Origin of the sequence: Kribbella sp. (assembly GCF_035655035.1) — a bacterium.
Classification (GTDB): domain Bacteria; phylum Actinomycetota; class Actinomycetes; order Propionibacteriales; family Kribbellaceae; genus Kribbella.
Window position 1 is genome coordinate 13,580 of record NZ_DASRVN010000482.1, and the last position, 23,153, is coordinate 36,732.

General features: G+C 68.8%; 20 protein-coding genes. 9 read left to right on the plus strand and 11 right to left on the minus strand.

From position 1 onward, the window contains the following. The first annotated feature begins 281 nt into the window (after positions 1-281). Both secA and VFF46_RS26380 read left to right on the plus strand, forming a co-directional pair. The gene (secA, locus tag VFF46_RS26375) at positions 282-3,251 is read left to right on the plus strand and encodes a preprotein translocase subunit SecA (RefSeq protein ID WP_325039908.1); all 2,970 of its coding nucleotides are present in this window, start codon (positions 282-284) and stop codon (positions 3,249-3,251) included. A gap of 202 nt (positions 3,252-3,453) precedes the next feature. Beyond that, the gene (locus tag VFF46_RS26380) at positions 3,454-4,380 is read left to right on the plus strand and encodes a nitronate monooxygenase (protein WP_325039927.1); all 927 of its coding nucleotides are present in this window, start codon (positions 3,454-3,456) and stop codon (positions 4,378-4,380) included. On the opposite strand, the gene VFF46_RS26385 is transcribed toward VFF46_RS26380, so the two are convergent. The 6 genes from VFF46_RS26385 to VFF46_RS26410 are packed head-to-tail and all read right to left on the minus strand — an operon-like array spanning position 4,344 to position 10,453. Then, the gene (locus VFF46_RS26385; RefSeq protein ID WP_325039909.1) at positions 4,344-5,639 is read right to left on the minus strand and encodes an alpha-glucosidase/alpha-galactosidase; all 1,296 of its coding nucleotides are present in this window, start codon (positions 5,637-5,639) and stop codon (positions 4,344-4,346) included. The two genes, VFF46_RS26380 and VFF46_RS26385, sit on opposite strands and share 37 nt — an antisense overlap. Beyond that, entirely contained in the window at positions 5,636-6,559 is a 924-nt protein-coding gene (locus VFF46_RS26390; RefSeq protein ID WP_325039910.1) for a carbohydrate kinase family protein, read from the minus strand. Before VFF46_RS26390 ends, VFF46_RS26385 begins: the two co-directional genes overlap by 4 nt. Positions 6,560-6,563: 4 nt before the next feature. Then, complete coding sequence (locus VFF46_RS26395) at positions 6,564-7,376, minus strand: carbohydrate ABC transporter permease (protein ID WP_325039911.1); 813 nt, start codon at positions 7,374-7,376, stop codon at positions 6,564-6,566. Beyond that, the gene (locus VFF46_RS26400) at positions 7,373-8,305 is read right to left on the minus strand and encodes a sugar ABC transporter permease (RefSeq protein ID WP_325039912.1); all 933 of its coding nucleotides are present in this window, start codon (positions 8,303-8,305) and stop codon (positions 7,373-7,375) included. The genes VFF46_RS26395 and VFF46_RS26400 overlap by 4 nt, the downstream gene beginning before the upstream one ends. After that, positions 8,305-9,612, minus strand: coding sequence for an ABC transporter substrate-binding protein (locus VFF46_RS26405; protein ID WP_325039913.1), 1,308 nt, complete (start codon positions 9,610-9,612; stop codon positions 8,305-8,307). Before VFF46_RS26405 ends, VFF46_RS26400 begins: the two co-directional genes overlap by 1 nt. Before the next feature lie 34 nt (positions 9,613-9,646). Then, complete coding sequence (locus tag VFF46_RS26410) at positions 9,647-10,453, minus strand: endo alpha-1,4 polygalactosaminidase (protein WP_325039914.1); 807 nt, start codon at positions 10,451-10,453, stop codon at positions 9,647-9,649. A gap of 276 nt (positions 10,454-10,729) precedes the next feature. Here VFF46_RS26410 and VFF46_RS26415 point away from each other — a divergent pair, with 276 nt between their 5' ends. Genes VFF46_RS26415 through VFF46_RS26440 form a run of 6 tightly spaced genes read left to right on the plus strand, consistent with a single transcriptional unit; the run spans position 10,730 to position 17,672 of the window. Further along, positions 10,730-11,749: a LacI family DNA-binding transcriptional regulator gene (locus VFF46_RS26415; RefSeq protein WP_325039915.1), complete on the plus strand. Its 1,020-nt coding sequence runs from the start codon at positions 10,730-10,732 to the stop codon at positions 11,747-11,749. An 8-nt stretch (positions 11,750-11,757) separates the two neighbouring features. Continuing rightward, positions 11,758-13,023: an extracellular solute-binding protein gene (locus VFF46_RS26420; protein ID WP_325039916.1), complete on the plus strand. Its 1,266-nt coding sequence runs from the start codon at positions 11,758-11,760 to the stop codon at positions 13,021-13,023. Further along, positions 13,020-13,916: a sugar ABC transporter permease gene (locus VFF46_RS26425; protein ID WP_325039917.1), complete on the plus strand. Its 897-nt coding sequence runs from the start codon at positions 13,020-13,022 to the stop codon at positions 13,914-13,916. The genes VFF46_RS26420 and VFF46_RS26425 overlap by 4 nt, the downstream gene beginning before the upstream one ends. Further along, positions 13,913-14,731 (plus strand): carbohydrate ABC transporter permease, encoded by an 819-nt coding sequence (locus VFF46_RS26430; RefSeq protein WP_325039918.1) that lies wholly within the window; start codon positions 13,913-13,915, stop codon positions 14,729-14,731. The genes VFF46_RS26425 and VFF46_RS26430 overlap by 4 nt, the downstream gene beginning before the upstream one ends. A gap of 17 nt (positions 14,732-14,748) precedes the next feature. After that, positions 14,749-15,807, plus strand: coding sequence for a glycosidase (locus VFF46_RS26435; RefSeq protein ID WP_325039919.1), 1,059 nt, complete (start codon positions 14,749-14,751; stop codon positions 15,805-15,807). After that, positions 15,804-17,672: a hypothetical protein gene (locus tag VFF46_RS26440; RefSeq protein WP_325039920.1), complete on the plus strand. Its 1,869-nt coding sequence runs from the start codon at positions 15,804-15,806 to the stop codon at positions 17,670-17,672. The genes VFF46_RS26435 and VFF46_RS26440 overlap by 4 nt, the downstream gene beginning before the upstream one ends. On the opposite strand, the gene VFF46_RS26445 is transcribed toward VFF46_RS26440, so the two are convergent. After that, on the minus strand, positions 17,653-18,678 hold the full coding sequence (locus tag VFF46_RS26445; protein WP_325039921.1) for an aminoglycoside phosphotransferase: 1,026 nt from the start codon (positions 18,676-18,678) through the stop codon (positions 17,653-17,655). The genes VFF46_RS26440 and VFF46_RS26445 overlap by 20 nt on opposite strands. Positions 18,679-18,691: 13 nt before the next feature. Beyond that, the gene (locus tag VFF46_RS26450; RefSeq protein ID WP_325039922.1) at positions 18,692-19,399 is read right to left on the minus strand and encodes a helix-turn-helix domain-containing protein; all 708 of its coding nucleotides are present in this window, start codon (positions 19,397-19,399) and stop codon (positions 18,692-18,694) included. A 59-nt stretch (positions 19,400-19,458) separates the two neighbouring features. Here VFF46_RS26450 and VFF46_RS26455 point away from each other — a divergent pair, with 59 nt between their 5' ends. Continuing rightward, a complete protein-coding gene (locus VFF46_RS26455; RefSeq protein WP_325039923.1) occupies positions 19,459-19,866 on the plus strand; it encodes a cupin domain-containing protein in 408 nt (135 codons plus the stop codon). On the opposite strand, the gene VFF46_RS26460 is transcribed toward VFF46_RS26455, so the two are convergent. From VFF46_RS26460 to VFF46_RS26470, 3 genes are all read right to left on the minus strand, one after another. Continuing rightward, positions 19,867-20,799, minus strand: coding sequence for a VanW family protein (locus tag VFF46_RS26460; RefSeq protein WP_325039924.1), 933 nt, complete (start codon positions 20,797-20,799; stop codon positions 19,867-19,869). Positions 20,800-21,012: 213 nt separating this feature from the next. Beyond that, on the minus strand, positions 21,013-21,759 hold the full coding sequence (locus VFF46_RS26465) for an Rv3235 family protein (RefSeq protein WP_325039925.1): 747 nt from the start codon (positions 21,757-21,759) through the stop codon (positions 21,013-21,015). Positions 21,760-22,801: 1,042 nt separating this feature from the next. Beyond that, a partial coding sequence (locus VFF46_RS26470; RefSeq protein ID WP_325039926.1) for a LysM peptidoglycan-binding domain-containing protein occupies positions 22,802-23,153 on the minus strand: 352 nt, incomplete at its 5' end.

Here is a 23,153-nt window from a genome sequence, read left to right on the forward strand (position 1 = left end):
TGCGCCTACTGCGCGGCACTCGGCGGGCACCTCGGTGCACTGGAGGGAAGGGCACGATGCTCCGCATCGAACCCTTCCCTCCAGCACACCGAGGCACTCCGCCGAGCACCTGCTCGCTACGGCGCAGGGTCCCCCGACACCCTCCAAGGCACGCTGCGGGCGTGGCTTGGAACACCGGGCCCCGTACGATGGGGGACGCACGCCCTCCCGCGGGGGTCGGTCGTGCCCTGTCGGCGTTCGGCCGTACCCAGGCTTCAGCAGCAAGGAGTGAACTCCCCACCATGAAGGTTGTCGACAAGGTCCTGCGGATCGGCGAGGGCAAGATCCTCCGTCAGCTGCAGGGCATCGCGAAGATGGTCAACTCCATCGAGGACGACTTCGTCAATATGTCCGACGAAGAGCTGCGCGATCAGACCGCGGAGTTCAAGGAGCGGCACAAGAACGGGGAGTCCCTCGACCAGTTGCTCCCGGAGGCCTTCGCGGTGGTCCGGGAGGCGGCCAAGCGGACGCTGCACCAGCGGCACTACGACGTCCAGATCATGGGTGGCGCGGCGCTGCACCTCGGCAACATCGCCGAGATGAAGACCGGTGAGGGCAAGACCCTGGTCGGGACGCTGCCGACGTACCTGAACGCGCTGTCCGGCAAGGGCGTGCACGTGGTGACGGTGAACGACTACCTGGCCAAGTACCAGGCCGAGTGGATGGGCCGGGTGTACCACTTCCTCGGCCTCGACTACGGCGTGATCCTGCCGGAGATGTCCCCGGCCGAGCGCCGGATCGCCTACGCGAAGGACATCACCTACGGCACCAACAACGAGTTCGGCTTCGACTACCTGCGCGACAACATGGCGGGCAGCATCGAGGACTGCGTCCAGCGCGAGCACAACTACGCGATCGTGGACGAGGTGGACTCGATCCTGGTCGACGAGGCCCGGACCCCGCTGATCATCTCCGGCCCGGCCGAGGACTCGCAGCGCTGGTACGTCGAGATGGCCCGGATCGCGAACACGCTGAAGCCCTGGACGCTGGCCGACGAGGCCGAGCTGAAGAAGAAGAACCCGCGGGTCACCGACCTGGAGATCGACGAGACCAAGCGCCGGGTCGCCGACTACGACGTGGACGAGAAGAAGCGCACGGTCGCGATCCTCGAGCGCGGGATCGAGAAGGTCGAGGACCGGCTCGGCATCGACAACCTGTACGAGTCGGCCAACACCCCGCTGATCAGCTACCTGAACAACGCGCTGAAGGCCAAGGACCTGTTCCACCGGGACAAGGACTACGTGGTGGTCGACGGCGGCGAGGTGCTGATCGTCGACGAGCACACCGGCCGGACGCTGCACGGCCGCCGCTACAACGAGGGCCTGCACCAGGCGATCGAGGCCAAGGAAGGCGTCGAGATCAAGGAGGAGTACCAGACCCTCGCGACGATCACGCTGCAGAACTACTTCCGCCTCTACGACAAGCTGGCCGGCATGACCGGTACGGCGATGACCGAGGCGAACGAGTTCTCCAAGGTCTACAAGCTCGGTGTGGTGCCGATCCCGACCAACAAGCCGATGATCCGGGTCGAGGAGCGGGACCTGATCTACCGCACCGAGGACGCCAAGTTCGCCGCGGTGGTCAAGGACATCGTCGAGGTGCACAAGACCGGGCAGCCGATCCTGGTCGGCACCACGTCGGTGGAGAAGTCCGAGCGGCTGTCCCGGCTGCTGCTCAAGGAGAACGTCAAGCACGAGGTGCTGAACGCTAAGCAGCACGCGCGTGAGGCCGCGATCGTCGCCGAGGCCGGGCGCAAGGGCGCGGTCACGGTGGCCACCAACATGGCCGGTCGTGGTACCGACATCATCCTCGGCGGCAACCCGGAGTTCCTCGCCGACAAGGAGCTGCGGGCGCGCGGCATCGACCCGGCCGAGGACATCGAGCAGTACGAGTCGGAGTACCCGGCGCTGCTCGAGCAGTTCGAGAAGCAGGTCAAGGAGGAGCAGACCGAGGTCCGCGAGCTCGGCGGCCTGTATGTGCTGGGCACCGAGCGGCACGAGTCCCGCCGGATCGACAACCAGCTGCGCGGCCGTGCCGGCCGCCAGGGCGACCCGGGCAAGTCCCGGTTCTACCTGTCGCTGGAGGACGACCTGATGCGGCTGTTCAAGCGCGAGATGGTCGACTGGGCGATGTCGCGGAACAACGACGACAGCCAGCCGCTGGAGAACAAGGTCGTCACCAAGGCGATCGCCTCCGCGCAGGGCCAGGTCGAGGCGCAGAACTTCGAGACCCGGAAGAACATCCTCAAGTACGACGACGTGATGAACCGGCAGCGCCACGTCGTGTACGACGAGCGCCGCCGGGTGCTGGAGGGCGCCGACCTGCGCGACCAGGTGCAGGACATGCTCGAGGAGACCGTCACCGGGTACGTGCAGGGCGCGACCGCGGACGGGTTCGCCGAGGACTGGGACCTGGACGCGCTGTTCACCGCGATGAAGACGCTGTACAAGTCCGAGCTCACCGAGGAAGACCTGATCGAGGAGGCCGGCGGCGAGAAGGCCGGCCTGACCCAGGACTTCCTGATCGAGCGCTTCCTGGACGAGGCGCACGCGGCGTACGAACAGCGCGAAGAGCTGCTCGGCGAGGAGGCGATGCGCGAGCTGGAGCGGCGCGTCGTGCTGAGCGTGCTGGACCGCAAGTGGCGCGAGCACCTCTACGAGATGGACTACCTGCGCGAGGGCATCGGCCTGCGCGCGATGGCGCAGCGCGACCCGCTGGTCGAGTACCAGCGCGAGGGCTACGACATGTTCGCCTCGATGATGGAGTCGATCAAGGAGGAGTCGGTCGGCTTCATCTTCAACGTCGAGGTGGACGTGGAGGCGATGCGCGCCGAGATGGAGCTGGCGAACGAGGCCGCCCTGGCCGACGAGGACAGCCTCGAGGGCCGCCGGATCGAGGACATCCTGAAGCCGAACGCGCCGGTCGCCGAGTTCGCCCACCAGGGCGACGACGAGGAGCGGCCGCAGGACACCCCGCGGCAGGCGCCGCGGCTGCGCGCGAAGGGCCTGACGAACGAGCCCCGGCAGCAGCGGCTGACGTACTCCGCCCCGACCATCGACGGCGACGACGAGGTCGCGCAGCACCAGGACGCCGTAGAGGACGGCGCCCTGGAGTACGCCGGTACCCCGCGCAACGCCGCCTGCCCCTGCGGCTCCGGCAAGAAGTACAAGCGCTGCCACGGCGATCCCCAGTCGGACGTCTACAAGTTCTGAGCCTCACCTGCTGAACGGCCGGCCCGCACCTGCGGGCCGGCCGTTTGTGCTCCGCGGCTGGCGGGTTGTTTCACCGTTGGCCTGTTGCGGCCTGCCAGCGTTCACACAACCCGCCACCGGCATGTGGTGCAGGGCATGGCGGTGGGGCTGGGTGGTGTGGTGCGGTGGGGGTATGTGGCTGACGGAGCAGTTTGGGTTGGGGGTGCCTGTGGTGCAGGCGCCGATGGCGGGCGTGAGTGGTGGGGCGCTGACCGCTGCGGTCTCGGCTGCGGGCGGGTTGGGGATGCTGGGGGCGGGGTCGGCGGTTTCGGCGGAGTGGATCCGGGCCGAGGGCGCGATCGCCGCGGCGGGCGGGAAGCCGTACGGGATCGGGTTGATGGCCTGGTCGGTGGCCGACCACCCGGAGCATCTGGAGGCAGTCCTCGAACTGCGCCCGGCACTGGTCTCGCTGAGCTTCGGTGACTATGCGCCGTACGTCGGGACGCTCCAGCAGGCCGGGATCGTCGTCGCGACCCAGGCCGGGACCGTCGCCGATGCCCGCGAGGCGATCGCGGCCGGCGTCGACGTGATCGTTGCCCGCGGCGCCGAGGCGGGCGGCCACGGGCGGAACGCCGTCGCCACGCTTCCGCTGCTGCAGGCGATCCTCGACCTCACCGACCTCCCGGTACTGGCCGGCGGCGGCATCTCCGGCCCGCGCGGCCTGGCCGCCGTACTCGCGGCCGGCGCCGTCGGCGGCTGGATCGGTACGGCGTTCCTCACCTGCGTCGAGGCCCAGACGAAGGACCCCGCCCGGCAGCGTCTCCTCGAAGCCGACGAGACCGAGACGGTCTACGGCACGGTCTTCGACGCGGCGTCCCGGGCCGGCTGGCCGGACGAGTTCGGCGGACGGGCGCTACGGAACGCGTACTTCGACACCTGGCAGGGCCGCGAGCAGGACCTGAAGTCCGACGACGCCGCGCACGCCGAATACGTCGACGGCTCCCGCGCCGCCGACCCGGCCCGCGCCTCGATCTACGCGGGCCAGGGCGTCGGCGCTCTCACCGGTCAACCGACCGCAGCCGAGGTACTGACCGGTTTCGCGACGTACGGCGACTACTTGAGGGCGGCCCTCAGCGGCGGGTCCAAGTAGTTGTGGTGGGCAAGGACCAGGTCGTTGCAGAGTTGCCAGATCTGTTCCACCGGAAGGGTTCCGGCGGTTGCCGGGTCGAGCATGACTGCCTGGCGGATCGCCCGCGGGTCCTCGGTGAGGGCTGCTTGGACGGTCAGTTCGGAGACGTTCAGGTACGAGCGGTTGAGGGCGGCGCACTGCGCGGGGAGCTCGCCGACTGCTGTGGGTCGGATGCCCGAGGCATCTACCAGGCACGGCACCTCGACGATGGCCCCGGCCTGCAGGTTGGGGATGAGGCCCGTGTTCGGGACGTTGCCGTAGACGGTGCGAGGGGTGCCGGTCACGATGCTGTGGATGATTTGCGGCGCGTACTCCATCGTGGGGTCGACCTCGACGCGGTCGCCGGACTTCAGCGCGTTGCGGGTCTGTTCGTACGTCGCCAGGTTCTCCGCGACGATGTCCAGGTACGCGCCGACCGGTAGCCGGAGGCGTTCGACCTCGGAGGTGTGGCCCAGGTACCAGGGCACGTACTCCGAGGAGTGTTCGCTCGTCTCGGTCGGGTAGAAGCCGAGCCGCCGGTACATGTCGACGCGGACCCGCCGGAGCAGTTCCGGATCCGCCGCGATCGCCTCGTCGAGCCGGTCGTACAGGTTCTCGCGGTCGCGTTCGAAGCGCAGTACCCACGACTGGTGGTTGACGCCGGCGGCGAGGTAGGTGACGTCGTCGTACGGTACGCCGACCAGTTCGGACAGGCCCTGCATCGTCCAGTACACCGAGTGGCAGAGGCCGGCGACGTTCCGGACGCCGAGCTCCTTCAGGTACCAGACGTTCATCACCATCGGATTGGTGTAGTTGAGCAGCCAGGCATCGGGGCAGACCTCGTTGATGTCCTTCGCGAGGCCGCGCAGGACCGGGAAGGTCCGCAACGCCCGGAACACGCCGCCGACGCCGAGCGTGTCGCCGATCGTCTGCCGGAGTCCGTACCGCGCCGGGATCTCGAAGTCGACCTGCGTGGCCGCGTTCATCCCGACCTGCACGATGTTGATCACGAAGTCGGCCCCGTCGAGCGCTGCCCGGCGTTCGAGATGCGTCGTGATGGCCGGAGTCACGCCGTGCTCCCGAGCGATGTACGCCGCGGCCGCTGCCGCCGTGTCCAGCCGCTCCGGGTCGATGTCGTGCAGCCGGATCTCCAGCGGCCCGAGGTCCAGGCCGAACAGATCGGCCAGCAACCCCTGGGTGAACACCACGCTGCCGGCGCCGATGAACGCGATCGCCGTCATACCGTCACACTCCCGAGGGCCTCGTCCCAGGACGGTTGTGCCACGGTGCCGCCGGCGCCGCGGGTGGACAGCGAACCGCACGCGGCCGCGATCGCCAGCGCACGGTCCGGTTTGGATCCGTTCAGTACGGCGGCCACCCAGCCGGCGTCGAAGCTGTCGCCCGCACCCACCGCGTCGACGGTGTCGACCTTCACGGCCGGCGCGGTGATGACCTTGGAACCGTTGTGTGCAAGGGCTCCGTCGGCGCCGTTCTTGACCACGACGAGCGGACCGCGGCGCGCGAGGATGCCGGCCGCCTCCTCGACCGAGGGGTGCCCGGTGAGCGCCAGCGCCTCGGCCGCGTTCGGCAGGAAGTAGTCCGTGACCCGCAGCACCGGGTCGAGGACCATCCGGTCCCACTTCCCGGCCGGATCGTCGTTCGGATCCAGCGAGGTGGTCGCCTTCGCGGCCTTGGCCTCCTTGAAGATCCCCGCCAACCCCGCCGCCAACTTCGGCATCAGGTAGAACGACCCGGCATGCACATGCCGCACCGAGCTGATCAGCGTGCGCGGCACGTCCTCGGCGGTAGTACTGGGCAAACATCCCGGTGACGTCAGAATCGCACGATCGTCGCCCGAGGTGAGGATCGTGGTCAGCGGGGTCGGCAGCGCCGGATCGACCACCAGCGCGTCGACGTCCACGCCGCGGTCGGCCAGCGACGTACGGACGAAGTCGCCCGCCGGATCGTCACCGACCCGGCCGGCGAAGGCGACGCGCAGGCCGAGCCGAGCCGCCCCGCAGGCCATGATCGAGGCGGAGCCGCCGAGGACGAGGGAGCCGTGCGGAACGAGACGTTCCCGCTGGCCGAAGAGGATCGGCTGGTCGACGGGGCCGACGACCACGTCGGGGTTCGCGTCGCCGATCACGAGCAGATCGAACATGTTGTCAGCCTTTGAGTCCGGTGGAGGCCAGCGAGCGGATGAACGCTTTCTGGGCCAGGAGGAACCCCAGCAGGACGGGCAGCACCGTGATGACGTTGCCGGCCATCACGGCCGACCACTGGGTGTGGTGCTGCCCCTGGAACGTCGTCAGTCCCAGCTGGAGGGTGTACGTGGAGTCGCTGTTGATCGCGATCAACGGCCAGGTCAGGTCGTTCCAGGTGGCGAGGAACGTCAGTACGGCGACCGTGCTCAGCGCGGGCCGCGCGAGCGGCAGCACGATCGACACCAGGATCCGCAGCCGCCCGCAGCCGTCGAGCCAGGCGGCTTCCTCGAGTTCGCGGGGCAGCGAGACGAAGAACTGCCGGAACAGGAACACGGAAAGCGGTGTCACCAGCGACGGGACGATCAGCGCGCCGAGGGTGTCGATCAGGCCGAGCTGCTTCATCACCAGGAACGTCGGGATCATCGTCAGCTGGAACGGGATCACCATCGTGGCCAGCATCAGCCCGAGAACGAGCTTCGACCCGGCGAACCGGATCCGCGCGAACGCGTACCCGCCGAGCGATCCGAGCACCAGGTTCGCGGTCACGGCAACCGCGGAAACGATGAAGGAGTTCAGGAACCAGCGCGGAAACAGTGCGTTTCCGAGCACGTACCGGTAGCCGTCCAACCTGATGCTGTGCGGCCACAAGGCCGGTGGAAAGCGGTTGATTTCGGCGTTGCTCATCACGGAACTGACCAGCAGCCAGACCAGTGGCAACGCGAACAGCAGAGCCAATGGCGCGAGGACGAAATGCCAACCACTGATGCGTTTCATCGGGCTGCCACCCGCCTCCGGTAGACCTGCAGGGCGACGCCGACCACCAGGAGCGCGACCGCGAGTGTGTAGGCGGCCGCGGCGCTGTACCCGGCCGTGAACGTCTTGAACGCCTTCTCCCAGATGAAGTACACGATCACCGTCGTCGACCCGAGCGGCCCGCCCTTCGTGGTGACGAACACCAGGTCGAACACCTGCAGCGCGTTGATCGTCTGGAACAGCAGCAGGAAGATCGACACCGGTGTCAGCGCGGGCAGTGTCACGTGCCGCAGTACGCCCCAACGGCCCGCGCCGTCGATGCGGGCGGCCTCGACCAGATCGCTCGAAACCCCTTGCAGACCGGCCAGATAGACGATCACGCAGAACCCGGTCCCGCTCCACAACGAGATCGCGACGAGCAGATACAACGCTTGCCCCGGATCGCTGAAGAATCCCTGCGCGGGCAGCCCGACCTTGTGCAGCAGGGAGTTCGCCACGCCGAACTCCGGATCCAGTACGAACGAGAACAGCACGCCCTGCGCCGCCGCCGACACCACGAACGGTACGAACACCAGCGTCCGGTACAGCCCGATCAACGCGATCTTCCGGTCCAGCGCGATCGCGATCGCCAGCCCCGCGATCACGCTCAGCGGCACGTAGAGCACCGTGTAGACGAGCGTGTGCGAGACCGCCGACCCGAACGACGGATCCTTCAGCAGCGCCTTGTAGTTGGCCAGCCCGACCCACTCGCTCGGCGACACCAGGTCGTTGGTCTGGAACGACAGGAGCAACGACCACAGCACGGGTACGACGCTGAGCCCGAGGATCAGCAGTACCGACGGACTCACGAAAGCCCAGCCGGTCGCGCCCTCACCCCGCCGACGCCGCTTGGCCGCCCGGCTTCGCGGGTCAACGGTGAAAGTCCCGACCACGCCGCCATGGCTCGCCATCAGCTCGGCACCGCCAGCAACTGGTTGCACTGGTCAACGGCCTGCTTCAGCGCGTCCTCCGGACTCTGCTTGCCCAGCAGTACGGCGGCGATCGCCTGCCCGACCTGCTCGGAGATCTTCGGGTACGTCGTGATCGTCGGCCGCACCTTCGCGGTGTCGAGGGCCTTCACGAAGACGTCGAGTCCGTTCGTCTCGGCGGAGTGTTTCTTCCAGGCCGGCAGGTCCGCGGTCGCCTTGGTGATCGGCAGGCTGCCGCCCTTGATGTCCCACTGGATGTCCTGCGCCGGGTCGGCCAGCCAGCTGACGAACTCGGTGGCCGCCTTCACCTTCGCCTTGCCGTTGTCGAACACGGTCCAGGTGTCCGGCCCGGAGATCGTCACCGGCTTCCCGGAGTACGTCGGCAGCGGTACGACGCCGTAGTCGAGGCCGGCGTCCTTCAGCTGCGGGAGCTGCCAGGGGCCGGTGGCAACCATTCCCATCCGCCCGCCGAGGAACACCTGGTACAACTGCTCGCTGCCAGGCTTCGGGTCGACGTACAGGGACTTGTCGGTGCGTAGTTTGTCCAGCGTCCCGAGCGCCTGCGCGCCGACGGTGTCGAAGCCGACTTTCTTGCCGTCGCCGCTGACCACGTCGCCGCCGAGGTCCCAGATCATCGGCCAGATCCGCCACACCGTGTCCTCGTCGCCGACGCCCGGCCAGCCGGTGCCGAAGACACCCTTCGCCGGGTTCGTCAGCTGTTTCGACAGTGCGGTGAAGTCGTCCCAGGTCCAGCCGGGCTTGGGAGCGGGTACGCCGGCCGCGGCGAACAGTTTCTTGTTGTAGACAACGCAGAGCGAGTCGAGCAGCGCGGGCGCGGCCCGGACCTTGCCCTTCACGCTGACCGCGTCCTTCGCGGCCGGCCAGTAGTCGTCGATCTTCAGCTGGCCGGTCAGGTCGGCGACCTTCGGGGACTTGGTCAGGCTGGCGAGGTCCGACCCGAAGATGTACGCGATGTCCGGGTAGGACCCCGCCGCCAGACCCGCGGTGACCTTCTGCAGCATGCTGTCCGCGGTCACCCCGCCACCGCCGCCGACCACCTTGATCTTCGGATGGCTCTGGTTGAACGCGGCGATCAGCGAGTCGATCACCGCCTTGCCCAGATCCACCTGGCCGTGCCACAGATCGAGGGTGACGACACCGTTGGCGTCGGCGCCCTGGTTGTCGTTCTTGCCGCAGGCCGCGAGAGTTTCGGCGGTGACTGCTGCGGTGGCGGCGGCCGCGGCCCGGAGGACGGCGCGGCGGGACAGGTTTCGAGCATGCTGAGACATGTCGGTCTCCAGAAAGGGAGCGGAAAGAGGAGTTTCAGCAGGTCTTGCGGACGTACCCGGAGTCGCCCGGGACCGACACGTCCACATCGCGCTGCACGATCGACAACGTCCCGCCGAACTGCGAACACGCTTTCCGGAGGCCGTTGGCGGTGTACTCGATCACGATCACGTTGTTGCCGAAAGCATCGACGTAGCCGGCGCACTCGTCGTACTGGCCGCATTCCTCGGCGACCGCGAAGTCCAGGCCGACGGCCTGCCGGTCACCGGCCAGCTCGACGGTGTTCTTCTGACCGATGGCCAGGTTCTTGCTGTGCGCGTGGGTGGCCAGCAGCGTCAGGTACGCCTTGGCCTGGGTTGCGGTGAGCAACTTCTTCGAACGGGTGTAGCTGTCGTAGTTGTCCGGCTCGATCGCCTGGTAGCCCTTCGCGGCACAGCCGTCGATCCAGCCGTTCACCTTGGCGGCGATGCGGGTCCGTTTGGCGGCGGTACGGAGGTCGAGCAGCGGCTCGCCCCAGTCCTGGTCGATGACCAGGTTGCCGTTGGCATCACGCAGCAGCAGGTCCGAGGCCCACTGGTTCTGTTCGCCGGGCTGGACCTGGAAAGCGTTGACGTAGCAGATGTTGTAGAGGCCGGCCGCCGGAGCGGCGGTCCGGTCCCGGGTGACCACCTGGACGCCGGCGGGCGGGGTGTACGCGCCGCCGATCTGGTAGTCGAACTTCGCGTGCGCCGGCGGCAGCGTGACGGCGGCGTCGGCGGAGGTCCTGGTGAGAGTGAGGGCGGTGACTGCGAGGGCTGCCGACAATATGGCCGCGGTCGGCAGGCGGCGGGTGAGTCTGGACACGATTGCTCCATCGGTCCCGGGGACGCGACCCCGCCTCGGGTTACTCACCAACCCTGGCGCCGGAAAACCGGACTCCAGACCATCGGTCTGCTACCGGCTGGGTGCGTCACTGCCGCCCAGTTAAGCCAGTCGCGCGGGCACCCGTCAAGCGATTGGTTGCAAACGAATGCGCGCAACAGCCCGCAGATTGCGTTAGTGCGCAGTACGCTGAACTCTTGACAGAGGTCTTTTAAACCGGTTTGAATGCTGTTTAAACCGGTTTAAAGGAGCGCCAGCGTGACGAAACGACCGACGATCGCGGATGTTGCCCGGCGAGCGGGCGTGTCCAAGGGGTCGGTCTCTTTCGCCCTCAACGGCCGGCCCGGGCTGGCCCAGGCGACCGTGGACAAGATCCTCGCGGCCGCCGACGAGCTCGGCTGGCGGCCGAGCAACCGGGCGCGGTCGCTGTCGGTCTCGAAGGCGTTCGCGCTCGGCCTGGTGATCACCCGGGACCCGGCCGTGCTGTCGTCGGACCCGTTCTTCCCGGCGTTCATCGCCGGGGTCGAGAGCGTCCTGTCCACGCGCGGGCAGGCCTTGGTGCTGCAGGTGGTCGCCGACGGCGCGGAGGCGGACGGGTACCGGCGGCTCGCGCAGGACGCCCGGGTCGACGGGGTGTTCCTGTCCGACCTCCGGCACGACGACCCGCGGATCGACCTGCTGGTCGAGCTCGGCCTCCCGGCCGTGACGCTGAACAGCCCCGACGGCGAGTCGCCGTTCCCCGCCGTCGTCCTCGACGACCGGCCGGGCACCGTCGCGGTCGTCGAGCACCTGCTCGGCCTCGGGCACACCCGGATCGCGCACGTCGCCGGCCCGGCGTCGTTCGTGCACGCGACCGCCCGGTCCACGGCGCTCGTCGCGACCCTGGCCGCGGCGGGGTTGTCGCCGGTCGCGGTCGAGACCGGCGACTTCACCGCGGCCGGCGGGATCGAGGCGACCCGGCGGCTGCTCGCGCTGCCGGAGCCGCCGACCGCGATCGTCTACGCCAACGACCGGATGGCGATCGCCGGCCTGGGCGCGGCTCAGGCCGCGGGCCTGACCGTGCCGGACGACCTGAGCATCGCCGGCTTCGACGACAGCGAACTCGCCGAGTACGTGCACCCGGGCCTGACCACGGTCCGCGCGGACCCGTTCCGGTTCGGCGTCGCGGCCGCCGGGACGCTGAACCGGGTCGTCGACGGCGAGACCGACGTACCCGACATCGAGCTGCCGCCCGCGGAGCTCGTCGTACGGCGCTCCACCTCTGCACCCCCTGTCTAGGAGGACTCATGAAGTTGCAAGCTGGATTGCTGGCCTTCGTCCTGGCCGGCTCGCTGGCCGCGTGTGGCAGTGGTGGCGGCGCTGGTGACGCCGGCGCCGCGGCCAAGGCCCGCGGGCCGATCAAGATCTGGTACTCGAACAACGCCGAGGAAGTGGCCTGGGGCAAGCAGATGGTCGCGGCCTGGAACGCGCAGCACGCGGACCAGAAGATCACCGCCCAGGAGATCCCGACCGGGAAGTCGTCCGAGGAGGTGATCGGCGCCGCGATCACGGCCGGCAACGCGCCGTGCCTGATCTTCAACACCTCGCCGGCGTCGGTCTCGCAGTTCCAGAAGCAGGGCGGCCTGGTCCCGCTGGACGCCTCGTACATCGAAGCGCGGTCCGGTGACGTCGCGCAGCAGTACAAGTCGCCGGACGGCAAGTACTACCAGCTGCCGTGGAAGTCGAACCCGGTGATGATCTTCTACAACAAGAAGATCTTCGCGAAGGCCGGCATCACGAATCCTACGCTGAAGACGTACGACGATTTCCTGGCCGCGTCGCGGAAGATCGTCGCGTCGAAGGCGGCCAAGTTCGCGATCTACCCGGCGCCGAGCAACGAGTTCTTCCAGTCCTGGTTCGACTTCTACCCGCTGCACGCCGCCGAGACCGGCGGCAAGCAACTGGTGGCCGACGGCAAGGCGACGTTCGCCTCCGACGAGGGCAAGAAGGTGGCCGGCTTCTGGCGGACGATGTACCAGGACAAGCTGGCCTCGCAGGAGAAGTATACCGGTGACGCCTTCGTCGACGGGACCGCGGCGATGGCCGTGGTCGGTCCGTGGGCGATCGCGACGTACAAGGGCAAGGTCGACTGGGGCGTCGTGCCGGTGCCGACCTCGTCCGGCAAGCCGGCGTCGGAGATCCACACCTTCAGCGACGCGAAGAACGTCGCGATGTACTCCGCGTGCAAGAACCGCGGGACGGCCGCCGACGTGCTGAAGTTCGCCACCAGCAAGGACCAGGACGGCAAGTTCCTGGCCGCGACCGGACAGATGCCGCTGCGCAAGGACGTCGCGTCGACGTACGCCGACTACTTCGCCAAGAACCCCGACTACAAGCTGTTCGCCGACCAGGCGTCGCGGACCGTCGAGGTGCCCAACGTACCGAACTCGATCACGATCTGGCAGACCTTCCGGGACGCCTACTCCAAGTCCGTGATCTTCGGCCAGCAAGACGTCGGCTCGTCCCTGGACAGCGCCGCGCAGAAGGTCGATCAACTCGTCAAGCAATCATGAGACGTGGGCTGATCGGCCGGGTCCTCGGGGCGCACCCGGTCGGGACGGTGTTCGTCGCGCCGTACGTCGTGTTCCTGGCCGCGGTGTTCGCGTATCCGCTCGGGTTCGCCGTGTACATGTCGTTCCACGACTACTTCTTCGCGGCGCCCGGGGCGGTGGTGGACCGGCCGTTCGTGGGGTTCGCCAACTATGTGACGGTGCTCTCGGATCCCGCCGTACGGCGGGCGTTCGGGAACGTGCTGATCTTCCTGGTGATCAACGTCCCGCTGACGGTCGTGCTGTCGCTGGGCCTCGCCAACGCGCTGAACGCCGCGATCCGCTGGCGCACGTTCTTCCGCGTCTCGTACTACGTGCCGTACGTGACGGCGTCCGTCGCGGTCGTGGGCGTCTGGCTGTTCCTCTTCAACTCCAACGGCCTCGTCAACTCGGTGCTCGGCCCACTCGCTCCTGACCCGTCCTGGTTGGTGAACTCGTCGCTGGCCATGCCGACGGTCGCCGTGTACGTGACCTGGAAACAGCTCGGCTTCTTCATCCTGCTCTACCTGGCCGCGCTGCAGAACGTCTCGAAAGACCTGTACGAGGCGGCATCCATGGACGGCGCCGGGCGGTGGAAGTCGTTCCTCAACGTGACTGTTCCGGGTGTGCGGCCGGCGACGACGCTGGTCGTGCTGCTGGCCACGGTGACCGGAGCGAACCTGTTCACCGAGCCCTACCTGCTGACCGGAGGCGGCGGTCCGGACGGAGCGTCCGCGTCCCCGGTCCTGATCATGTACCAGCGAGGCATCGAGCAGGGTCATCCCGACGTGGGGTCGGCGATCGGGGTGCTGCTGGTGATCGGCGTGTTGCTGCTGGCGCTGCTCGAACGCCGGTTCGTCGGGAGGGAGGAGTCGTGAAGCTGAAGTTCGTCGCGCTGCTGATCGGCGCCTTCGTGTTCCTGTTCCCGTTCTACTACATGCTGATCGGCTCGCTGCAGACCGAACCGGATCCGTCCGTTTCCGGAGCGTTTCCGAAACCCGGAAACCTGACTTTCCACAACTACGCGGAGATCGACAAGGCGATCGACCTCGGCCGCTCGCTGATCAACTCCGGGATCTTCACCGGGGGCGTGATCCTCGGGACGCTGGTGTTCGGCGTCCTCGCGGGCTATGCGCTGGCCCGATTGCAGTTCCGCGGGCGAGGCCTGGTGTTCAACCTGATGCTGCTGATCCAGGTCGTGCCGTTCCAGCTGCTGACGATCCCGCTGTACGTGCTGATCGTGCGCAGTTACGGCCTGGCGGACTCCTACCTCGGGATGATCCTGCCGTTCCTGATCAACTCCACCGCGGTGTTCGTTTTCCGCCAGTACTTCCTGCAGTTGCCGGCCGAGCTGTTCGACGCGGCCCGGATCGACGGCGCGTCGGAGCTGAGCATCCTGTGGCGGGTCGCCGTACCGCTCGTCCGTCCGGCACTGCTGACCGCCGTACTGCTGACCTTCATCGGGCCGTGGAACGAGTTCCTCTGGCCGTTCCTGATCACCAAGCAGCAGGACCTGCAACCGCTTGCGGTCTCGTTGTCCAACTACCTGACCACCGTCTCGGCGCGGGCGGCCAATCCGTTCGGCGCCGTCCTCGCCGGTGCGTGCGTACTGGCCGCGCCCGCGGTCGGGCTGTTCCTGATCTTCCAGCGCCGGTTCATCTCCACGAACCTGTCCTCCGGCGTCAAAGGCTAATTCCAGAAGGGCTTCCTGTGACTTTTCCCTACACCCTCACCCGTGTCGGCGTACTGATGACGGCGGAGCCGGGCAACGAGCTCGAGGCGGAGGGAGTGCTGAATCCGGCCACCGGGCACACCCCCGACGGGCAGCTGTACCTGCTGCCCCGGCTCGTTGCTTCCGGCAACGTGTCACGGGTCGGGCTGGCCGCCGTCGTCCTGGCCGACGGCGTACCGGCCGGCGTCCGCCGGGAAGGGGTCGTGCTCGCACCGGACGAAGGCTGGGAGCGCGGCACCAATAACGCGGGTGTCGAGGATCCGCGGGTGACCTACGTACCGTCGCTCGGGCTGCACGTGATGACGTACGTCGCCTACGGCCCGCTCGGTCCGAAGCCCGCGCTCGCCGTGTCGTCGGACCTGCGGGAGTGGCGGCGGCTCGGACCGCTGCACTTCGAGTACCAGCCCGGGCTGGACACGGACCTGAACCTGTTTCCGAACAAGGACACCGTTTTCTTTCCCGAGCCGGTGCCGGGCCCGGACGGCGAGCCGTCGTACGCGATGCTGCATCGGCCGATGTGGGACCTCGGCTGGTTCCGGGAGGGTGAGGGGGTGCACCTGCCGGCCGGGATCACCGACGACCGGCCGGGGATCTGGGTGTCGTTCGTACCGGTCGCGGCCGTCGAGGACGATCTGCGCAACCTCGTCCACCTGCGCGACCACCGGCTGGTCGCGATGCCGGAGTACCCGTTCGAGGAGCTGAAGATCGGCGCCGGTCCCGCGCCGCTGCGGGTCCCCGAGGGCTGGCTGGTGATCCACCACGGCGTCACCGGCGAGCAGCCGCAGGGGTTCGACCCGACCACCCAGAAGGTCCGGTACGCCGCCGGCGCGCTGATCCTCGACCCGGCCGACGTCACCCGTGTCGTCGCCCGGACCGCCGAGCCGCTGATGGTCCCGGAAACCGAAGCGGAAAAGGTCGGAACTGTCGGAAACGTCGTTTTCCCGACCGCGATCGAGGAGATCGACGGCACCCGCTACGTCTTCTACGGCATGGCCGACGCCGCCATCGGCGTCGCCAGATTGGACCGGACACCATGAAACCGTCCCGCCGCGCCGTCCTCGGCGGAGCTGCCGCGGCTGTCGCGGCATCGACCATCTCGCTGCCGGCCACCGCCGCCGGACGCCTGTCGAACCTGGCCCATCTCGACTTCCTGCGCACCCCCGTCACCCCGCCCGCGGCGCCGGGTCATTCCACGTACGGCTCCGGACCGCTCGGCGTGCTGTGGACGTACGCGGAGCACCAGGCGGACGGCTCGTACCGGCGGGTGGGCGGCGGAACGTACGACGCCGCGACGAACACCTACGGACAGGGCGCGTACAACGCCGACGACATCGCGCGTGCTGCCGTCGTGTACGTACGGCACTGGAAGTTGTTCCGCCGTACGACGTCACTCGACGCGGCCCGTGGACTCCTGCGGTCGTTGACCTACCTCCAGTCGCCCAACGGCAACGTGGTCCTGTGGATGCAGCCCGACGGCACGCTGAACCCGAGCGCCGAGCCGGTCGAGCTGCCGGACCCGTCCGACTCCGGCCCGTCGTACTGGCTGGCTCGGACGGTCTGGGCACTCGGGGAGGGGTACGCCGCGTTCCGCCCCGTGGACAGCGTTTTCGCGGGTTTCCTCCGGGAGCGGCTCGAGCTGGCGATCGCGGCGCTCGAGCGCCAGGTCCTGGTGCGGTACGGCGACTACAACGTGGTCGACGGCCGCCGCCTGCCGGCCTGGCTGATCGTCAACGGCGCCGACGCGACGTCGGAGGCCGTGCTGGGGCTGGCGGCGTACGTCCGCGCAGGCGGTTCGCCGCCCGCGCGCCGTGTGCTTGCCCGGTTCGCAGAGGGCATCGCGAAGATGGGTGCCGGATCGACCCGGGAATGGCCGTTCCGCGCGTTGCTGCCGTGGGGCGAGTCGATCTCCGACTGGCACGCGTGGGGCGCACAGATGCCGTCCGCCCTCGCGGCTGCCGCGTCCGCCCTCGGCAACCGTGACCTCCTGCAGCCGGCGATCGGCGACACTGCCGGGTTCACCCCGCTGCTGCTCACCGCGGGCGGCCCCGACAACGGCTGGCTGCCCGCGCCGGTCGACCGGTCCCAGATCGCGTACGGCGTCGACGCCCGACTGCAAGCTGTTCTCGCGCTCGGGCAGCAGCACCTCGCCGCCTTCGTCGCCGCCTGGTACTTCGGCGCGAACCACGCCGGCGCACCGACGTACGACGCCGCGACCGGCCGCACGTACGACGGCATCTCCGGCGACGGCGTGATCAACCGGAACTCCGGCGCCGAGTCCACCATCCACGGCCAGCTGTCGATGCTCGCCCTGGACGCGAACCCGGACATCCCGCGCCTGTCGGGCACCCCGGCGTACGACGGTCTGCGCCTCGTCGAGGCAGAGTCGGGTACCGGCGGACAGGTGGTCACCCCGCCCGCGGCCTGGACCGGCGAATCCCAATGGAGCAACGGGTCCTACCTGGCCCTGGACGGAACTGCGACCTGGACACTGCCGGCCGCGACCCAGCCGCGTCTCGTCCTGCCGGTCGTCAACGTCACCGAGCATCCGGACCGGACTGTCTGGAGTTCCGGCGGCAAGGTGCTGGGGACTCTCAACTACCGCGGCGGTCCGCAAGGCATCTCCGCGGCACCGGGCGCGCTCCTGCCGTTGACCCTTGCGAAACCGTTGCCCGCTACCGCGACTCGGATGACCGCTACCGGCACAGGCCAGCTAGACGCCCTGCTCCTGATTCCGTTGATCAGCAGCCTCCGCATCGGCCGCGCCACCTTGCTGGTCAGTGTCGACACTCGCCCGGTCAGGGTTCTTGGCGAGCACGCGTGGAACTACGACGCGTCCGGCAAATTGGTTGCCCAAGGCAAGGCAATCGTCGAGCCCGGCGGATTCACCGTGGTGCTCGGCTGAGCGCGTCGGCGCACCAGTTCGCGACGGCCAGCAGCGCTTGACCGCGCTGCTGGAACAGGTGCCGGCTGTCGGCCTGCTGGTGGTAGGCGCTGTGCGTCGCGTCGGACGCGCGTCCGAGCAGGTGGGGGAGCAGCCACGCGTACTTCACGCCGGACGCCATCACCGCGAGACGGACCTGGTCCGGGTCGCCGCGCCAGCCCGCCTCGTGGAGGCCGTCGAGGTAGTTCGCGATGCAGGTCTCGGCGAGATCCGGCATCCGTTCGGCGGGCCAGAACAGGTCGAACACCGCGTCCGGGATGTAGTTGCCGATGTCCTCGCCGAGCGCGCCGTCGCCGAGGAACGACCAGTCGAACAGCGCCAGCTCGCCGGTCGGCCGCTCGATCACGTTCGAGACCCAGAAGTCCAGGTGGCAGCGGGCCCGGGGGAGTGCGGCGACCAGATTCAGGAGGGCGTCGCGATGTACCAGCAGAGCTGTCCAGGCCTGGCGGAGTTCAGGCGGCCAGCTGTCGCGGACGAGCGGCTGCTGCCAGGCGTCGTCGTCGGTCATCAGGTGCCACGGGACGACGCGGGTCGTCGAGTAGTCGCGCAGGAAACCGGTTGACGTCCACGGTCGCTCGGTCGCGGGCAGCGCCTGCCAACGGCCGCAGGCCCTTGCCAGTACGGCGTGTTCCGCGAGGCTGAAGTGGGTGCCCGGCGTACCGGCGATGTCCTCCATCAGGATCTCGGCACCGTCGGGCCGTTCGACGACCTCGGCCGCCGGGAGCACGAGCCCGGCGTCGGCGAGCCGGGCGCGGAGCTCGTCGTCGCGGTACACCTCGAGCTCGCGGCGCCAGTAGTTCCAGTGCCGCGGATCGGACGACGCGGCCCACGGACCGGTCTCGCTGGCCGGCCGCTTGAGTTCCTTCCGTACGGAGGTGCGCCCGTCGGCATACGTCACCCGCTCGACGTTCGCCGTCACCGCGTTGAGCGGATTGTGCCGCAACGCCTCGGTCCCCACCTCGGTCATGCCGAGCAGTGTGTCAGCCGATGAGGATCTTGGGTGGCAATCCGGTCAGGGCTTTCACATCGCGAGTCAGGTGGGCCTGGTCGGCGTAGCCGGTGATCATCGCGACGTCGGCGAGGGGGAGGCCGGTGCGGGCGTGGTCGAGGGCGACGTTCATCCACAGCACGCGGTCGAGCAGCTTCGGGCCGTAGCCGAACGCGTCCAGGCAGCGGCGGTGCAGTTGCCGTTCGCTCAGACCGATCGTGCCGGCCAGGCGGGAGACGCCGGCGGTACCGCGGAGCAGGCCGCTGCGGACACTGTGCAGGACCTGCGCCGTCAGGGCATCCGTCGGTTCTTCGGCCAGCCGGGCCACTTCCAGGTCGAGCGCGGTCGGCTGATCGGGCGCCGGCAGGATGCGGTCGAGCAGGCGGCGCGTGCGGTTCGGCGACCAGAGATCGGCGAGTGGGACCAGCTCGTTGAGCAGCTCACGGGCCGGCACCCCGAAGAACCCCGGCGCGGCACCCGGCGCGAACCGGATCCCGGCGTACCGCGTCCCGCGCGGTGCACTGCCGACCCACGCCCGGTCGTCCGGGCCGGCGACGTACAGCTCGTCGTCCATCAGCAGCAGGTCCATGCAGCCGTCGGGCAGGATCCGGAACTCGCCGCCCTCCGCGGTCCGCGTCCAGAGCTCGGCACCGGCGACGCGCGCAGGACGCTCCCGGTACGGCTCGACAGCTATCGTCACAGGTCCAGTCTGCTACGGGCCGCCGACAGTTCGGCGGCGCGCGTCCCGGAGGAGGACTCATGCCACGCCGTGATGATTTGTCGGGGATCCCACTGCTCGGGCGGACCGTCGCGCCGGAGGGCTCCGGGTTGGTACTCGCGGAGTGGGAGGCCGCGGGCCGTACGTCGGACCAGGTCGCGTGGCAGGCGCCGCTGCATGTCCACCACACCGACGACGAGGCCTGGTACGTGCTGTCCGGGACGCTCCGGCTGAACATCGACGGCGAGTACTACGACGTACCGGCCGGGTCCGGGATCGTCGGGCCGCGGGGCGTGCCGCACACGTTCGGCAACCCGAGCGAGGAGCCCGCCCGGTACGTGCTGGTGATGTCGGCCACGACCCGCGCGATGCTCGCGGAGCTGCACGGTGGTTTCTCGGGTGACGCGGCCGCGCTGTTCGAGAAGTACGGGTGCTCGTTGCTGAGCTGATCAGCGCGGGAGGACCACGTCCACGACCGGTACGTCGACCGGGAGGTACTTGACCAGGGCAACGTTCTCCCGGACCAGCTCGTCGCGCAGCGCCGTACCGGTGCGGCGGTCGATCACGGTCCGCCAGATCTCGTTCCGCCGGAAGTAGTCCCCGCCGGCCCGCAGGAACCGCTCGTCCTTAGCGAACACCCGGTACGACGACTCGGCCGGTACGTCGGCGAGGATCTCGCCCTCCAGGTACCGCTCGCCGACGCCGACGCGCAGCTGGAACGTCTGGTCGGTGTCGTTGCGGAACTGCAGGTCCACGTAGTTGTAGACGATGCTGCAACCGACACCCCACGGCAGCACCCGGCCGTTGTCCGGGAACGGGTCGAAGCTGTGCGTCGACCGCTGCGTCACGGTCAACGGAGAGTGCAGGACCATCCAGTGCAGCAGGTTCGCGAGCTGGCAGATGCCGCCGCCGACACCGGGCTTGGCCTGCCCGTTCGAGAGCCGCATGCCCTTCTGGTACCCCTTGCGGCGGGTCGCGTTACCGACCACCTTGTTGAACGAGAACGTCTCACCCGGACGGATCAGCAGCCCGTCCACCTGGGCGCACGCGAGCTTCAGGTTCGTGACCTTGTTGTGCTGCATCCACATCTCGGTCTCCCCGAGCTGACGCAGCAGCAGCGACTTGTGGCGCTTGATCCGCACCGGCAGGTCGGTGCCCTCGCGCGTCCCGGCGTACGGCGTACTCGACCGCATCCACTCGACGCGCTTCACCGCCCGGTGGTAGCGCACCGCCAGCGGGTACAACAGACGGATCCGCTCGCTCCACCGCTTCCGCCGTACGGCCGGCATCACCCGCGCCCGCTCGGCAGCAGTCAGCTCCTGCACCTCGATCCGCCACGACTTCGGCGTACCTTCATCCAGCGGTGTGACAGTTGTGCTCACAGACATACCCGTTTCCCCGAGGCCGATCCGGTCACCGTACGCCGCCGCGCCCCCGACCAGGTGACGACAGCAGCACAATCGAATTGCGCAATCTGAGACGCTTCACAGGCCCAAAGAGTTGGAATCCATTTGCGGCCGATGTGCTGAGCGTCGTCAGAGACCAACGAACCCGCCTTACTGCGCCGCGGCGGATCCAGCAGGTGCTCAAGTTCGTCAGCCGAGTTCGAGCGCGGTGCAGACCCAGCGGTTCCGGCGTACCTCCAGCCGAAGCGCGACGGCCCGCGAGCGCTCGCCGTGCCGCACGTGGGCCGCGATCTCGGCGATTCCCGGCTCCGGCTCGAACACCCGCACCGACCGTACTGTGCTCTTCTCCTTGGCGCCTCGGGTGCCCGCCGTCGTGTTCAGCCCCAGCAACCGAACCCGCCGATTCAGCTCCAGGAACACCCGATCACTGGTGAACCGCACCAACTGCGAAAGCGGCCGATCCCCCACCAGCACCTCAGAAACCGCCTGAGCCAACCGCCCACCCCACAACCGAACATCAGGCAACCCAGGCAGTTCGTCCCGCCCCACAGCGACCGGCGTGCTGGCTTCCTCCCGCCCCACGGCGGCGGGCGTGCTGGCTTCCTCCCGCCCCACGGCGGCCGGCGTGCTGGCTGAGGTGGTGTTGGGAGGGGAGTCGGGAGTGGGAAGGGATGTGAGCGGTGCCTGGGCTCCGTCAGTCCGCTCAGGCACCGCGCTCGCCGACGCAGACGGGATGCTCGCCGAGGCGGACGGGGTGCTCGCCGGGGCGGACGGGATGTTCGCCGACGCAGACGGGATGGCGGAGACGCCGAGACGCGTGATGGCCTGCAGCCGGGCCGCCAGGGCGCCTTCGGTCAGCTCCCCGGCGTACCGCGTCGTCGCAGGCACGAAGTGCTCGCCGTCCCGCCGCACCGACCGCAACCGAGGCCGAGCCACCGCCTCAAACATCCCGGTCTCCGACTCACCACTCGCCGACCCACCCGCAGCACCAGCCGAGCCCGCGGAGCTCCCCGCGCTACCGACGGTCGAACGCGCGGGCCTGCCCGCAGTACCAACTGCCGCGCCCACAGAGTCAACGGTCGAGCTCGTGGAGTTGCCGGCAGTACCGACGGCTGAGCCCGCGGGGTTGCCCGCAGTACCGACGGTCGAGCCCGCGGGGTTGCCCGCAGTACCGACGGTCGAGCCCGCGGAGTTGCCAGCAGTACCAACGGCTGAGCCCTTGGAGTTGTCCGCAGTACCGACGGCAGAGCCCGCGGGGTTGCCCGCAGTACCAACTGCCACGCCCGCAGAGTCAACGCTCGAGCTCGTGGAGTTGCCCGCGGCACGAACCAGCGACATCCGCACCGCGCTAGCCGCAGTGCCAGCCGGGCCGTTTACACCGCCTGCAGTACCGGCCCGGGTGTCTACAGCAGCTGAAGTATTAGGCGAGCTGTTGGCGCTAGACGTCGTACGAGCCGAGTTGTCTGCGTCAGCAACTGTGGTGTCATCCGCTGGGCTGTTTGCGGCAGGAGCCGCGGTACGGGTCGTCGGGTTGTCTGCAGCGGCCGAGGTACTAGCCGGGCTGTTGACCGCACCAGCTGACTCGCTGGCCTTTGGTTCGGGTGTGGCGAGGCGTAGGCCGGGTGTCTTGCTGGCTGGCGGCTCGCCTGGCTCGGGGGTGGTCGGATCAGTTGCTGCGGGGTCGAGCGCGCTGGTGACTGCACCTGAGGTGGTGAGGTCGGGTGTTGTGGGGTTGGGGACCAGGGTGAGGTCGGGGGCGGTGGAGGTGGGGATCGGCTCGGGGAGGTTGGGGAGGGGGTTGCTGGGCATGGGAGCCTCCGGGGCTTGTGGTGCTGGGGTGGTGACGGGCGGAGCGGGGTGAGGGACGGGCGCGGTGGGGGCTTGCGTCGTACCAGCGGGGTCCTCGGTGCCTGTGGGTACGGCGGTGAGGGGAGCTTTGGGCTGGAGGTCGTCCGGCTGGAGGCTGTGCTGGCTCATGTCACTGCTCCTGTTGATGAGGCGGGAGGCGATCGCCGTGGGGTGCGGGCGGGGTACGGAGGACCTGCCCGGGGAGGATGAGGTCGGGGTCGTTCCCGATCACGTGACGGTTCGCGGCGTACCAGTCGTGCCAGCGGGCTTCGACTGCTTCGGTGGTTGCGGACGGGCCGAGTTCGCGGGCGGCGATGCTCCAGAGCGAGTCACCTGCGCGTACGACGACACTCACCGGGACGGTCGGCCGCAGGTCGGTGTACCGCGTGGGCGCCCCGTCGGTCGGCCGATCCGGCACCCCCACCCGCCCACCCGTCTGCTGCCCGCGCGCGCCGGCCTTGCCCGGCGTACCCGGCGTACCC

Excerpts from the sequence above, each read along its gene's own strand:
- secA (WP_325039908.1), top strand. The coding sequence starts at position 282 with ATGAAGGTTGTCGACAAGGTCCTGCGGATCGGCGAGGGCAAGATCCTC.
- VFF46_RS26385 (WP_325039909.1), bottom strand. The coding sequence starts at position 5,639 with ATGACGGCGATCGCGTTCATCGGCGCCGGCAGCGTGGTGTTCACCCAG.
- VFF46_RS26390 (WP_325039910.1), bottom strand. The coding sequence starts at position 6,559 with ATGTTCGATCTGCTCGTGATCGGCGACGCGAACCCCGACGTGGTCGTC.
- VFF46_RS26395 (WP_325039911.1), bottom strand. The coding sequence starts at position 7,376 with ATGAAACGCATCAGTGGTTGGCATTTCGTCCTCGCGCCATTGGCTCTG.
- VFF46_RS26400 (WP_325039912.1), bottom strand. The coding sequence starts at position 8,305 with ATGGCGAGCCATGGCGGCGTGGTCGGGACTTTCACCGTTGACCCGCGA.
- VFF46_RS26405 (WP_325039913.1), bottom strand. The coding sequence starts at position 9,612 with ATGTCTCAGCATGCTCGAAACCTGTCCCGCCGCGCCGTCCTCCGGGCC.
- VFF46_RS26420 (WP_325039916.1), top strand. The coding sequence starts at position 11,758 with ATGAAGTTGCAAGCTGGATTGCTGGCCTTCGTCCTGGCCGGCTCGCTG.
- VFF46_RS26425 (WP_325039917.1), top strand. The coding sequence starts at position 13,020 with ATGAGACGTGGGCTGATCGGCCGGGTCCTCGGGGCGCACCCGGTCGGG.
- VFF46_RS26440 (WP_325039920.1), top strand. The coding sequence starts at position 15,804 with ATGAAACCGTCCCGCCGCGCCGTCCTCGGCGGAGCTGCCGCGGCTGTC.
- VFF46_RS26445 (WP_325039921.1), bottom strand. The coding sequence starts at position 18,678 with ATGACCGAGGTGGGGACCGAGGCGTTGCGGCACAATCCGCTCAACGCG.
- VFF46_RS26455 (WP_325039923.1), top strand. The coding sequence starts at position 19,459 with ATGCCACGCCGTGATGATTTGTCGGGGATCCCACTGCTCGGGCGGACC.